Origin of the sequence: Gemella sp. GL1 (assembly GCF_013415365.1) — a bacterium.
Taxonomy (GTDB): Bacteria; Bacillota; Bacilli; order Staphylococcales; family Gemellaceae; genus Gemelliphila.
In genome coordinates, this window is record NZ_JACBYB010000021.1 from 56,022 (window position 1) to 71,280 (window position 15,259).

At 30.8% G+C, this 15,259-nt stretch carries 11 protein-coding genes; 2 read left to right on the plus strand and 9 right to left on the minus strand.

The features are described 5' to 3' along the window. The first annotated feature begins 176 nt into the window (after nucleotides 1–176). Nucleotides 177–1,259 (plus strand): branched-chain amino acid aminotransferase, encoded by a 1,083-nt coding sequence (locus HZY82_RS05400; RefSeq protein ID WP_135156054.1) that lies wholly within the window; start codon nucleotides 177–179, stop codon nucleotides 1,257–1,259. 170 nt (nucleotides 1,260–1,429) lie between these two features. On the opposite strand, the gene alaS is transcribed toward HZY82_RS05400, so the two are convergent. The 9 genes from alaS to dnaX form a co-directional block, all read right to left on the minus strand. Beyond that, nucleotides 1,430–4,051, minus strand: coding sequence for an alanine--tRNA ligase (alaS, locus tag HZY82_RS05405; protein ID WP_135156053.1), 2,622 nt, complete (start codon nucleotides 4,049–4,051; stop codon nucleotides 1,430–1,432). Nucleotides 4,052–4,463: 412 nt separating this feature from the next. Then, nucleotides 4,464–5,264 carry an ABC transporter ATP-binding protein gene (locus HZY82_RS05410; protein WP_135156052.1) on the minus strand — a complete coding sequence of 267 codons (801 nt, stop codon included), beginning with the start codon at nucleotides 5,262–5,264 and terminating at the stop codon, nucleotides 4,464–4,466. 9 nt (nucleotides 5,265–5,273) lie between these two features. Then, nucleotides 5,274–6,137, minus strand: a complete 864-nt coding sequence (locus HZY82_RS05415) for an ABC transporter permease (protein ID WP_135156051.1) — start codon at nucleotides 6,135–6,137, stop codon at nucleotides 5,274–5,276. Nucleotides 6,138–6,158: 21 nt separating this feature from the next. After that, on the minus strand, nucleotides 6,159–7,118 hold the full coding sequence (locus HZY82_RS05420) for an ABC transporter substrate-binding protein (RefSeq protein WP_135156050.1): 960 nt from the start codon (nucleotides 7,116–7,118) through the stop codon (nucleotides 6,159–6,161). Between the two features lie 711 nt (nucleotides 7,119–7,829). Next, nucleotides 7,830–8,192, minus strand: coding sequence for a S1 RNA-binding domain-containing protein (locus HZY82_RS05425; RefSeq protein WP_179938919.1), 363 nt, complete (start codon nucleotides 8,190–8,192; stop codon nucleotides 7,830–7,832). A 12-nt stretch (nucleotides 8,193–8,204) separates the two neighbouring features. Next, the gene (tkt, locus tag HZY82_RS05430; protein WP_179938921.1) at nucleotides 8,205–10,178 is read right to left on the minus strand and encodes a transketolase; all 1,974 of its coding nucleotides are present in this window, start codon (nucleotides 10,176–10,178) and stop codon (nucleotides 8,205–8,207) included. A gap of 24 nt (nucleotides 10,179–10,202) precedes the next feature. Further along, on the minus strand, nucleotides 10,203–10,799 hold the full coding sequence (gene recR, locus HZY82_RS05435) for a recombination mediator RecR (protein ID WP_135156047.1): 597 nt from the start codon (nucleotides 10,797–10,799) through the stop codon (nucleotides 10,203–10,205). Nucleotides 10,800–10,802: 3 nt separating this feature from the next. Further along, a complete protein-coding gene (locus tag HZY82_RS05440) occupies nucleotides 10,803–11,120 on the minus strand; it encodes a YbaB/EbfC family nucleoid-associated protein (RefSeq protein ID WP_135156046.1) in 318 nt (105 codons plus the stop codon). Nucleotides 11,121–11,201: 81 nt separating this feature from the next. Then, complete coding sequence (gene dnaX / locus HZY82_RS05445; RefSeq protein ID WP_135156045.1) at nucleotides 11,202–12,935, minus strand: DNA polymerase III subunit gamma/tau; 1,734 nt, start codon at nucleotides 12,933–12,935, stop codon at nucleotides 11,202–11,204. Between the two features lie 933 nt (nucleotides 12,936–13,868). On the opposite strand from dnaX, the gene trkA reads away from it, so the two are divergent. Further along, on the plus strand, nucleotides 13,869–15,254 hold the full coding sequence (gene trkA, locus HZY82_RS05450) for a Trk system potassium transporter TrkA (RefSeq protein ID WP_179938923.1): 1,386 nt from the start codon (nucleotides 13,869–13,871) through the stop codon (nucleotides 15,252–15,254). The last annotated feature ends 5 nt before the right edge of the window (nucleotides 15,255–15,259 follow it).

Here is a 15,259-nt window from a genome sequence, read left to right on the forward strand (position 1 = left end):
TTTATACTTACTATATTTTATCATAAATACACTTTGCAAGATATTAATCTATCTTTTATTATTTGTAATTATGAAATTAAATAAATTTTTCTGAAAATTTTATAAAAATACCTTGCATATTACTTAATATCGTATTATAATATTTTTAACAATTAAATTTTAAGGAGTTACTTATTATGACTAAATTAACTAAACAAGATATAAAATTAGAACTAACAAAAAACCCAAAAGAAAAACCTGATCAATCAGCTCTAGGTTTCGGACAAATTTTTTCCGATCATATGTTCCAAATGGACTGGACACCTGAAAAAGGATGGCACAATCCTCGCATTGAAGAATATTCACCACTTTCTTTATCACCAGCCAATGCTACATTACACTATGGACAGGCTGTTTTTGAAGGAATGAAAGCCTACATAGCTAAGGGAGAAGCTGTTTTATTCCGTCCACAAGAAAACTTTAAACGTCTAAATAAGTCTGCTGAGCGTATGGCATTACCTCAATTAGATGAAGAATTTGCTTTAACTGCATTAAAAGAACTATTAAAAGTAGATAAGGACTGGATTCCTACTGCAGATGGTACATCTCTATATATCAGACCTTTTATGTTTGCTGCTGATGAATACCTTGGAGTTAAGGCAGGAGAGAAAGTTAAATTCTTAATTATTTTATCTCCTTCTGGTGCATACTTTAAAGATGGCCTACAACCTAACAAAATTTTTGTTGAAAAAGAATATGTTCGTGCCGTGCGTGGTGGAACAGGATTCGCTAAAGCAGCTGGTAACTACGCTGGTTCATTATTAGGACAACAAAAAGCTGCAAAACTTGGTTACGCTCAAACATTATGGTTAGATGGAGTTGAACAAAAATATGTAGAAGAAGTTGGTGCTATGAATATCTTCTTCAAAGTAGATGGAAAATTCCTTACACCTGAATTAAATGGGTCTATCTTACCGGGTATAACTCGTGATTCTATCATCCAATTATTAAAACACAACGGTGAAAGTGTTGAAGAAAGAAAAGTAGCAATTGCTGAATTATACGAAGCTGCTGAAAATGGAAAATTAGAAGAAATCTTTGGATCTGGAACAGCTGCAGTTGTTTCACCAGTTGGAGAATTATTCGACGGTGAGAGAAAAGTAGTAGTGAACAATTTTGAAACTGGTCAATCTACAAAAGACGTTTACGAGCAATTAACAGGAATTCAATTAGGTAAAGTTGAAGATCCATTCGGATGGGTAGAAAAAGTTGAAGAATAAAAATAAAAGAACTCAAAATTTTGAGTTCTTTTTTATTATTAAGTAAGCACATAAATTATTAAAAATATCACAAAAGTAATAGTCTAATTCATATATTTTATTAAATTTTAACATATGACTTTATATTTTACAAAAAACACAGCCAGTACTGACTGTGTTTCCTGATATTATTATATTTCTTTTTCTAACTTTTCAAATGCTTCTTGGATCTTACTTTGATCTTTAGCTCCTGCCTGAGCCATATCTGGGCGACCTCCACCTTTTCCATCACATGTTGAAGCAAGTACGTTTACTAATTTTCCTGCTTGATAAGTTGATGTTAAAGTCTTGTCAACTGCCACTACAAAGTTTACTTTATCTTCATTTAATGATGCAAAAGCAATTACATAATTCTCTAATTTATCTTTAGCATTATCAACAATTTGTTTTAGATGATTCATATTATCAGACTCAACAAGACTTGTTAATACTTTAACACCATTAATTTCTTTAACTGAAGCTAGTAAACTATTAATTTCTGCATTAGCAATTTTAGCTTGAAGACTTTCTTTTTCTTTTGTTAATTTCTTAACTTCTTCTTGTAATCCTTTTACTTTCTCAACAACTGTATCTTCTTTAGCTTTAGTTAACTTACATATTTCCGCTAAAGTTGTCTCTTGTTTTTGTAGGTATTGGTAAACAGCTTTTCCTGTAATAGCTTCAATACGTCTTACTCCAGCAGCTACACCTGATTCCGAAACAATCTTAACAATCCCAATTTCTGATGAGTTAGTTACATGAGTTCCACCACATAATTCAATAGAGTAGTCCCCGATATTTACAACACGTACAACATCTCCATATTTTTCACCGAACAAGGCTTGAGCTCCCATTGCTCTTGCTTGATCTATTGGCATTTCTTTAATTTCTATTGCTAATTCTTGCCATATTTTTTCATTTACTTGTTTTTCAACTTCAGCAATTTCTTCTTCAGTTAATGCTGTGAAATGGCTAATATCAAAACGTAATTTTTCATCAGTTACTAATGATCCAGCTTGCTTAATATGAGATCCTACAACATCACGTAATACTTCATTTAATAAGTGAGTTGCTGTATGATTTTTATTTAAATCTAATCTATACTCTAGATCTATTGCTAAGCTGTATTCATTTGATACAGATAAAATACCTTCTTCAACTTTTACAAAATGAATATGACGTTTGTCTGGTAACTTCTTAACATCAAATACTCTAGCTTTAAAACCTTCTGCCGTAATAGTACCTCTATCAGCGACTTGACCTCCACTTTCTGCATAGAATGGAGTTGTATCAAAAATAAGCTTAACAACCTCGTCTCCTGAATAAGAAGACACAACTTCATCTTCATTATTTATAATTGCTATAAGCTTAGAATTTGTAGTATACTCAGTGTAACCAACAAATTCAGAATTTCCATCAATCTTAGAATATAAATCCGACTGAACTTGCATTGAAGCATCATCTTGACGTGATGAACGAGCACGTTCTTTTTGTTTCTCCATTTCTACATTAAATCCATCAATATCAACTTTTAATCCCAACTCTTCTGCATATTCTTCTGTTAATTCAATTGGGAATCCAAATGTATCATATAACTTAAATGCCGCCTCTCCTGGAATAACTCTTGTAGTATTCTTAACTTCTTCTACAATTGAATTAAGAATTAACTCTCCTTCTTGAAGTGTTTCATGGAATCTTTCCTCTTCTTTCAAAATTACATCTGAGACGAACTCCACTGATTTAGTAACTTCTGGATAATAATCATACATGATTTCCGCTACTACTGGTGTCAATTTATACATAAATGCTGAATTTAAGTCCAAGTACTTAGAAAATCTAATTGCACGGCGAATTAAACGACGTAAGATATATCCGCGTCCTTCATTTGACGGCAAAGCTCCATCTGATACAGCAAAGACCACTGTTCTAATATGGTCAGCAATTACCTTGAAGGCCACATCACAATCTTCATTTTCAAGATACTTTTTCCCAGAAATTTCTTCAATTTTTCTAATAATTGGAATGAATAAATCTGTATCGAAATTAGTTGGCACATCTTGCATTACAGACACTATACGTTCAAGACCCATACCTGTATCAATATTTTTAGCTGGAAGTTCTGTATAAGTCCCATCCGGATTGTGGTTGTATTGAGAAAATACTACGTTCCAAACTTCTAAATAACGTCCATTCTCCCCTCCTGGGTACATCTCACAATCTGGTGATTCTGTATCTGATTCCGGTCCTCTATCATAAAAAATTTCTGTGTTAGGCCCTGATGGTCCTTCTCCAATATCCCAAAAGTTTCCTTCAATACGAGTAATTCTTTCTGGTGCTAAACCAACACGCTCTGTCCAAATCTTATATGCTTCCGAGTCCTCTGGATGGATAGTTACATACATCTTATCTTTATCTAGTCCTAACCATTTTTCAGAAGTTAAAAATTCCCATGCCCATTCAACTGCCTCTTCTTTAAAATAGTCTCCAATAGAGAAGTTTCCTAACATTTCGAAAAAAGTATGGTGTCTTGCTGTCTTACCTACATTTTCAATATCATTAGTTCTAATTGATTTTTGTGAATTTGTAATTCTTGGTTTTTCTGGAATTTCACGTCCATCAAAATATTTTTTTAGAGCTGCAACCCCAGAATTAATCCATAATAATGATGGATCATTGTTAGGAACTAAAGAAGCTCCTGGTTCAACCATATGTTCTTTTTCTTTAAAGAAATCAAGGAACATTCTTCTTACTTGTGCTGATGTTAATTGTTTCATTTTTTCTCCTTAAATATTAATTTTATAAAATTTAGCAAACAAAAAGTCCTTGTATAAGATTTCTCTCATACAAGGACGTCTATATTCTACGTGGTACCACCTTAATTCAAATAATTATAAATTATTCCTCTAGTAGTTGATAAGGACTAACTCTGCCCTAGAACCATGATTAAGGTAGCAATTAACTAAATCTCCTAGGTTATTTTCAGCGACAAACCCTCTCTAAATAGAAAATATTATAGTTAATATTCCTAAATTCTATATATACCCTTATTATAAACATGTTATAAAATTTTGTCAAATATTTTGTCAATTTATATGCTAGATTTTATTATGTAATTCTTCAACTAATAAAATCAATCTAGAAAATTATTATAATAAGAAACTTATCATTCGAAAAACTCTTAATATACTATCCTAGAATTTGAGAGTCATTTAGATTTCCATCTGTATTTTTCTTAAATAATTCTATTAATTTTGCTACTGTTAATGAATCTTTCTCTTCTCCAGAAAGATCTACAACAATCTTTCCTTTATCTAGCATCACAAGTCTGTTTCCGTATTTAATTGCATGCTCCATATTATGTGTAATCATAAGTGATGTTAGGTGATGTTTGTTTACCAATTTTTCAGTAAGTTCCATAACTTGATTAGAAATCTTAGGATCTAAGGCTGCTGTATGTTCATCTAGAAGTAATAGCTTAGGCTTTGTCATAGTTGCCATCACCAAAGCTAAAGCCTGTCTTTGTCCACCAGATAGAAACTGGGTATCTACATCTAACCTATTTTCTAATCCCATATCTAATTCCGCTAAACTTTCTTTAAATATAAGTCTATCAGAGTCTTTAACACCCCATAATAAGTTAAGTTTCTTTCCTCTTCTTTGTGCAATAGCCATATTTTCTTCAATAGTTAGTCGTTCTGCTGTTCCCATCTTTGGATCTTGAAAGACTCGGCTAATTGCTGCTGATCTTTGTTTAACTACTGTATCTTTTATTGATTTTCCTTCTAATAAAATATCACCTTCATCAATTACTAAATTCCCTGCTATACAATTCATAAGAGTAGATTTCCCAGCACCGTTCCCTCCGATAACTGTAATAAAGTCTCCCTTATCAATATCAAGCGATAGCCCTTTTAAAACATGATTTTCATTAACTGTCTTTTTTTGAAATGTCTTATGAATAGACTTCAACGATAATAATGCTGTCATAAATTCTCCTTAATTAAATTTTTTCTTCAATTCTGGTAGTGATAAAATCAGCGCTAACAAGATAGCTGAAAACAGCCTAACTAAGTCCGCATCTATAACTGGTGTTGTTAAAATACTTAGTATAATCATACGGTAAACAACAGATCCAAATACAACAGATGTAAACCTTATCGGAAGAGAAACATTCCTTAAGATTGCTTCTCCTATCATAATAGATGCTAGAGCAATTACTATAGTACCTACCCCAGAGTTTAAATCTGCATATCCATTATTTTGTGCTAATAAAGCACCACTTAAGGCTACTAGTGAATTGGAAATCATGTAACCTAAGATTTTCATAAAATCAACATTAATTCCATTAGCTTCTGCCATGCTATTATTATCACCACTTGCTCTTAATGCTAATCCAACCTGTGTCTTGAAAAACACTGTCAATACTAATATAACTACGATTAAAAATACCAATCCTATGACAAGTACAGAAATTTCTTTACTTAGACCCCAATCTTGTAACATAGTGACCAATGTTGTTTTTTTCAACAAACTTATGTTAGCTTTCCCCATGATTTTTAAATTAATTGAATATAAAGCCGTTAAAGTTACAATCCCTGCTAATAGAGCTTGTATTTTTAATTTAGTATGTAAAATTCCACTTATCATTCCTGCTAGTGCTCCTGCTACAGTTGCCATAAGTGTTGCTATTAATGGATTTACTCCATTAACTAATGCCATTGCTGCTACTGCAGCTCCTAAAGGATATGAACCTTCTACAGTTAAATCTGCTATATGTAAAATTCTAAATGTTATATATACTCCTATGGCCATTAATGACCATAGGAGACCTTGAGAAAATCCCGATAATATTAAATCCATTTGTTTATTATATCTCCTAAATTACTCTTGTGTTTCTTTTTTAATAGTTTCAGAAGATAGGCCGATTGACTCTGCCATTTCTTTATTAACTTTTACTGATGCTTTTGCTGGATTTTCTACTGGTAAGTTTTCTACTTTTTCACCTTTTAGGATTTTTCCTGCTAAGACACCTGATTGTTTTCCTAATTCTTTGTAGTCTACTCCAAATGTTAATAATACTCCATCTAGTACCGCTTCATCACTACCCATTGCAGGTTTTTTAGCTTTTTTTAGTACTTCTCCAATTGTTGAAATTGTTGATGCTACTGTATTATCTGTTGGGAAGTATAGGGCATCTACTTGTCCTGCTAAGGCTGATACCGCTTGCTCCACATCGTTTGTTGTTACTACTGTTTTTTCTACTACCTCAATTCCCTTTTCTTCTAACGTCTTTTTAGCTGTCTTAGCTTGAGTTTCTGAGTTTACTTCATTTGCATTGTAAAATATTCCTATTTTTTTAGCATTAGGTACTGCCTTCATAAATACTGCTATTTGTTTCTCTACATCAAGGGCATCAATCGACCCTGTCATATTTGATGTTGGCTTTTCTAAACTATCTGTTAATCCTGCTGCTATTGGATCTGTTACCGCTGTAAATACAGCTGGTGTTTCATCTCCTGTACCTAGCAATGCTTGTGCAGCTGGTGTTGCAATTGCAAAATTGATATCATTCTCCCCTTTCATTGTAGATACCATAGTTTGTAAATTAGCTTGATCTCCTTGTGAGTTTTGTACTCTTATTTTTAGTTTATCCTCACTAAATCCTGATTCTTTTAATCCCTCTAAGAATCCCTCTCTTGAAGCATCTAAAGCCGCATGCTCCGCAAATTGAATAACTCCAACTTTTTTCTCATCATTTGCACTTGCTGCATTAGTAAAACCTGCTGTTAATGCTCCTAATACAGTTGCTACTGCCATAATATTTTTGATTTGCTTTTTCATTTTAAATTCTCCTTATTATATATTATTAATTTATTTTATTATTTTATTTCTAACGTCCTTTTTACTTCTTCTGACGATAAGCCTAAAGTTACTTTTAACCATATCTTCATTTATTTCAATACTTATACTGTTTGATTTTTCTACTAATAAATCTTAAACTTTTCTCCCTTTACTACAGTAGTAATTGGATTTACTATCAGTATTGATAATGCTGCTAGACTTGCCGTCATAAGCAAGATTATATTTTAAAATTTTCTTCCCAATCCCCCTCTTCCTTACATCTTATTAAATATAAACAGGTCACCTAGATATTATCTAGATGACCTACCTTTATAATAAAGTACAAGTATAAGAATATATAATTCATACTATAAGCCACCTAGATTATCTTTCATCTATGTAGCCAATTATACAAATTATTATAGCTCCATAGATACAAACACAAATAAGATCAGGTTTGTACCTACGCACTAATGCTCTAGTATTACAAACAAGATCTATGAAGAGCTATAATAATAAGTATTTACTATGAATGACATATTCTTTATCCTCCTGATTAATAATTTGATGTTTTAATTATACCCTAGATTTCTGACAATTGCAAGTGTTTTTTGAAAATTTTTTAAAATGATTTATCTATAAAAAACTAAAATTCACTTTTTATAATAAATAGGTACTTCTTCATTTATTATAAAGTACCTATTTATTGCACTATTGCTTATTATTTCTTAATTCAAATTCTGCTTTTTTCTGCCAAATTGATAAATTCTCTTTTAAAGTAGCAAAACCATATTTAAAATAACTATTATCAATTTTTCTTTCATTATCTGCCAATTTTTTCTTACTTTTATTGAAATTCAGCGATGCATTAATTTTTCCATCACGATAAGATAAAACTTTAACCTCGATAATTTCGCCCACCTTTAAATGATAATTAATATCAACAATAAAACTATTATCAATTTCAGAAATATGAATCAAGCCTTGAGTTAAATCTTTAGTTTGAATAAAAGCACCATAATGCTTTATAGCAGTGACTTTTGCTTTTATTATATCTCCATGTCTATAATACATGTTATCCACCTATTAAAATGATTTAATTTTAGCAACTACTTTATCTACAGTGAAGCCAAATTCATCTATTACTTTAGAAGCTGGTGCTGAAGCACCAAATGTATCGATTCCAATTACTAATCCATCTAGTCCTACATATTTGTACCATAAAGCTGTCGATCCCATTTCAATAGCTACACGACGACGAACTAAATTAGGTAAAATTAATTCTTTGTATTCAAGAGACTGCTCATCAAATAATTCTGTAGATGGCATAGATACCACACGTAGTTTTGCTCCATCTTTTTCTAATTCCTTAGCTACATTTATTGCTAAAGATACCTCTGAACCTGTAGCTATTAAAATTGTATCAAAGTCTTCTGACGTTTCATGAACAACATAAGCACCTTTAGCAACATTTTCAAACGATGAATTTTTTAAAACTGGTAAATTTTGACGTGTTAGCACTATTGATGATGGTTTATCATTAATTTTTTGTGATAAGTACCAAGCAGCTTGTGTTTCAGTAGCATCCGCTGGTCTAAATGTATATGAATTTGGTATTGTTCTCAAAGCCGATAAATGCTCGATTGGCTCGTGAGTTGGTCCATCTTCCCCGACTGCGATTGAATCATGAGTAAACACGTATGTTACCGGTAAATTTTGTAATGCTGACAATCTTAATCCTGCTTTTAGGTAATCTGAAAATACAAAGAATGTACCTCCAAATACTCTCACTCCTTTGTGAAGTGCCATACCGTTTAATATTGCCGCCATACCGAACTCACGAACTCCAAATTGAATGTTTCTCTCAGTTCTATTATTTGAATCTTGTAAACTATCTCCTTTAATAAATGTCATATTTGAATGAGATAAGTCAGCTGATCCTCCAAAAAATGTTGGTAATACTTTAGCTATTGAATTTAATGCATCTTGAGATGAATTTCTGGTTGCTTGTTCTTCTCCAGCATCTTTAAAATCAAAACTTTCTTCTGTCAGTGAATTAATATCAATTCTTGATAAAACAGCTTCTAATTCTTTAAATTCTACAGGATATTCTTTAGCATATGATTCAAATAACTCTGACCAAGATTTATATGCTTTCACTCCTCGTGACACAAGCCCCGATTTAAAATCTTCATAGACTTCTGTTGGGATTTTAAATGGATCATACTCCCAAGAAATTGATTGTTTGAATAATTTTGTTTCTTCTTCACCTAGCGGTGCACCATGTACTCCATTACTTCCTGCCTTATTAGGCGAACCATCTCCAATTATAGTTTTAATTTCGATTAATGTAGGCTTGTCGGATCTTTTAGCTTCTTCAATTGCTGCAGAAATTTTATCAATATTATGTCCCTCTTTTACAAAGATAGTGTTCCATCCGTAAGATTCATATCTCTTTCTTACATTTTCTGAAAATGCATCTTTAGTTTCCCCATCTAAACAAATATCATTTGAATCGTATAAAACTACTAACTTCTCTAACTTTTGTAATCCTGCAAATGAAGCCGTTTCAGCTGAAACACCTTCCATAATATCTCCATCTCCACATATTACATAAGTGTAATGATCAAATAAGTTATAAGATTCTTTATTGTATTTTGCTGCTAAATATCTTTCTGCAAGAGCCATACCTACTGCTGTAGAAATCCCTTGTCCCAAGGGACCAGTTGTTGCATCTACACCTTTAGTATGTCCAAACTCTGGATGTCCTGGTGTTTTAGAAGCCCATTGACGAAAATTTTTAATTTCTTCCATTGATACATCTTCATAACCTGCTAAATGTAATAATGCATACTGTAACATAGATCCATGCCCTGCTGACAATACAAATCTATCTCTGTTAATCCAATTTGGATCTTTTGGATTTACATTGATATGTTGATTAAATAAAGTATAAGCCATGGGGGCAGCACCCATAACAATTCCTGGATGCCCTGATTTAGATTTGTTAATTGCATCAACACCTAAAACTTTTATTGCATTAATTGATAATTGTGACATAATTTTCTCCTAAATTTTAAATCTTCATAATTCTACTCTTGCTGATAAAGCTCTAGCTAGAGTCATTTCATCTACAAATTCTAAATCCGAACCAAATGAAATGCCCTGTGCTATTCTAGTTACTTTTATATCAGTATTTTGTAGAATTCTTAAAATAAAACTAGCGGTTCCTTCTCCTTCCGGAGTTGAATTTGTCGCTAAAATTATTTCTTTTACTTTTGGATCTTTCGCTCTTTCTAATAGGGATCTAAGATTAATATCATTTGGTCCAATACCATTCATAGGAGAAATAACACCACCTAACACATGGTAATGACCAAAAAATTGTTCTGTATTTTCCATAGCCATTAGATCTTGATCTGATTCAACGACACAAATGATAGACTCATTTCTATCCTTATCCGAACAAATATTACAAACTTCATGTTCATTTATACGATGACAAATTGAACAAGGACACAAATCTTTTTTCAGATTTGCTAAAGCTTTTGAAAATTCTTCTATATCTTTGTCTTTCATAGTTAATGTATGAAAAGCCATTCTTACCGCCGTTTTTTTCCCAATTCCAGGCAATTTCATATAAGAACTAATTAAGTCTAGTATTGGTTTTGGATATTGCATACATTATAATCCCGGTATATTAAGCCCGTTAGTGAATTTCCCTAATGTTTCTTCCTTTAACTTAGTTGATTTTTCTAAGGCTTCATTTACTGCTGTTAAAACAACATCTTGCAACATATCAATATCTTCTGGATCAACTAACTCTTCCTTAATTTTGATATCTAAAATTTTTCCATCTCCATTAGCCACTACTGTCACTAATCCACCAGAAACACTTGCTTCTACAGTTTGGTCTTTTAATCCTTCCTGTGCATCCATCATATCCTTTTGCATTTTTTGCATTTTACGCATCATTGCTTGCATATTTCCCATTCCACGCATATTAATTTCCTCCGAATTTTAATTTATTTCTAATCTATTATAATTTTATTTAAAATACTACATGTTGTCAATGATAGTAGACTATTCCTCGACAATTATATCCTGAAATAAAGCTTCAATCTTGCTGACTTTCTTATCTTCCCTTTTTTTTTCATTATCAAGTTTTTTTTCTAAACTTACATTCTCACTTGTAATAAGTTTTTGAAGTGCTTGATATTGTTCTTCTTGTAAAGCAAAAACACGATACTTATAACTAACTCCTAATAATTTCTGAAATCTAATTTCGATAAATTCTTTATAGGAATCATTAGATTCAAGTCTAAATAAATCCTGTGGATTTTTAAAAATAAGTACTGCTGCTTTCTTGGATGAATATTTAAGATTTGCATCTTGAAATAACTCATATATTTCACTATGGCTAGAAATTGACTCCTGCATAATTCTTGAAAAAACATTGGCAGCATAAGAAGTAAATTTATCACTACTTTGAGAAATAACTTCCTTTATCTTTTCTTTATTAGGAATTATTATTTTCTCAAGTTCAATATTTTTAACTTTTGTTTGAACTTCAAGACTAGCTGAACTTGATAAGATTTCTTTTCTTTCAATCTTCTTAATATTATTCTGAAGCGTTGAATCCATCTTCTCTTCTTTTTCAATATCTACTTTTAGCTGAGTTGGCATTGGCTCATTAATTTTATTAGTAGAAAAATTCCTAATTCTTTCTTCTAACATAGTTATTCTTTCTTCTAATTTATCAACTAATGATCTCTCCACTTCCTTGCCCATCCAGCTATCTGCCATTTTTATCAAGCAGATTTGCATATAAGATACATACTCTGTTGAAAATCTTATATTAACTTCTGCTTCAGCTAAATATTCTATATTTTTATATAATTTTTCTGATGGAATTTTTTCAATTATTTCTCTTAATCCTTCTAAATCATACTCACAAAACTCTACTACTCTTGTATTTTTATAAATTATCATATCTCTAGAGAGGTTTATAAGATCATTCAATAATAACTTTGTGTCCTTAGCCTTTTCTATAAATTCAGTGTACTTGACTAAGGCTCCGCTAGAATTTCCTTCAAGTATCAATTTATATAAGGAAATAATCTCTTCATCCCCTACAGCTGAGCTGATATCTAGTACGTCTTCTAACTTTACCTTACCCATATTATAATTAGATACTTGATCAAGAATACCAATTGCATCCCTTAGACCACCTTTAGCAATTAAAGCAATTTTTTTTAAAGCTTGATCATCTATATCAATTTCTTCTTTTTCAGCAACATACTTCAATCTCTCAACCAGCTCTGCATTACTAATATTTTTAAATTCAAACTTCTGACACCTTGAAAGAATAGTTGCTGGTATCTTATGCATTTCTGTCGTAGCTAAAATAAAAATAATATGGGATGGTGGCTCTTCTAATGTTTTTAACAAAGCATTAAAAGCAGAAATAGTAAGCATATGTACCTCATCTATGATATATATTTTATACTTACCTTCTGTTGGAGCAAATTTTATAGCTTCCTTTATATCCCTTATCTCATCTACTCCATTATTACTGGCTGCATCAATCTCTATAATATCAACACTATCACTTTGATAATTTTCATTTTTATTAACTTCATTTGCAAAAATTTTAGCTATAGATGTCTTTCCCGTCCCTCTAGGTCCATAAAAAATATAAGCATGAGCTATCTTATCCATTTTTATAGCATTTTTAAGTACTGATATTACATGATTTTGACCTACTACATCATCAAAATTTTTGGGTCTATATTTTCTATACAATGCTTTAAACATAGCTACCTCCAATTCCTAATAATTATATCATAAAGTATTTTAATTTACCAAAATCATTTTAAAAAACCTTCAAGCCTCATCAAAAACATTAAATTGTTTTTTAAATTTGAAAATTGCAAAAACATTGCTAACAGAGGCTCTTATAATGGTCTTATCATAAACTCAAAAAAGAGCAAATAAAATGGAACGTTAACATATAGATACAGAAGAACTTATTTATCAAAGAGAGCTTCTGCTAGAAGTTTTATAGAAGTCGCAGAAAAATAAGAAGAATTAATTGAATTAAAGAACTTAATAAATTAAAAATAATAAAAATTCTTGACAAAACACTAGTAAAATGTTATATAATTATTTTTATAGAGGTTAAGCAATATACAGTTAACAACTAAACTACTAACTGCCAGTGATAAAACATTTCTTATGTTTTAAGTTTCACAATTATAGCTTATCTCTTAAAAAGTAAATATACAGGAGAAAAAATATGAAACTAAAAAATTTAACAATTAATAACAACAATAAAAAATCAGATAAATGCTGTAACTGTAACTCATGTACTTGCTGTAGCCTATGTACTTGTTGTAAAGCATAAGTGCATTACTGAATAAACTTGACTATTGAAACAATTTAAATACAAAAAAGAGCGTAATTAATTACGCTCTTTTTTAATATCCTTTGATTAACTTTATACAAAATAATTAATTACATTTAATTTAAAATATATCTCTTAAACTCATATCATTATATTAAGTATATAAAATACTCCTTAATTATTAATTTTATCAATAATAAGATTTGTATATATATTAACTTAATACACCCTTTTAACTTTTATGACAAATATAATACTTTATTGACTATAGATCACTTAAGTTATATAATTAGCAATAGCTTAAATTATATTAAATATAAATTTTTAAAATTAGGAGAAATTCTATGAAAGCAATTATTATTGGTGGTGGTAAAGTAGGAACTCTGCTTTGTGAAGAGCTATCCACTACTTACGAAGAACTCACAATCATTGATACCAATGAGAATTTGGTCAAAAAAATTATTGAGCTTTATGATATTCAAGGAGTAGTTGGGAATGGTGCCAATTCTAATATTTTAGACGAAGCTGGTGTCCGTGAATCTGATATGTTTATTGCTGTAACTACCAGCGATGAAATTAATATTATATCTTGTATAACTGCTAAACAAATGGGGGCTAAATATACAATTGCTAGAATTCGAAATCCTGAATATACACAAACAAATGAATTTTTAAAGAATAATCTAGGTATTGATTTAATGCTAAATTCCGATTTAGAGACAGCAAAACAGATAAACCACATGCTCAGATATCCATCTGCTAATAGAGTTGAGACTTTTGGAGAAAATAGAGTTAAAGTTATAGAAGTAACTATAAAAGAAGAATCTGTTCTTAATGGTATTCCCCTTGTTAACAGTAAGTCCATTATTGATTTTCCAGCCGTGGTATGTCTTGTTGAAAGAGGAGGAGAAGTCATCGTTCCTCGTGGAGATTATATTTTCCGAACTGGCGATAAAGTTCATTTTACTGCAGATGATGAAAATATTAAAAAATTCTATAAATTACTTGGTAAAAAAGAAAATATTGATAGAAAAATTAAATCTTCACTTATTATTGGTGCCAGTAGAATCTCTCACTATCTAATAGAATTGCTACAAGACAGTGGTTTTCATGTGAAAAATATTGAAATAAATAAAGAAAAAGCCATTAAAATGAGTATGAACTATCCTAACATTGATGTTATTTTAGCAGATGGTTCTGATAGCGATACTCTTATAGAAGAAGGTATTGAAACTTTTGACTCTTGCATCGCTCTTACTGGTCTTGATGAAGAAAACATTATTATTAGTCTATACGCCCACAAATTAGGTGTCCAAAAATCTATCGCTAAAATCAATAGAAATTCCTTAACTCAAATTGCAGAAGATATTGGTCTTTATTCTTCTATCACTCCTAAGAGAATTGTTGGGGATATAATTGCTAAATATTCTAAATCTCAGCAATGCAGTAAAGATACTGGAATTGAAAATATTTATAAGATTGCTAATAATCAAGCTGAACTTATAGAATTTAAGGTAGATTCTTCAAGTAAAATCACTCGAATACCTATTAAAGATTTACGAATAAAAGAAAATATTGTTGTAGCTTTTTTAATAAGAGGTAATGAATTAATCTTCCCGACTGGAAATGATGTAATTAAGGAAAATGACCATGTTGTAATTGCAAGTTATAAACTCAATATTACAGAAGTTGATGAAATATCTAAAGGAGGATTTTCTAGTGAATTATAGAATTA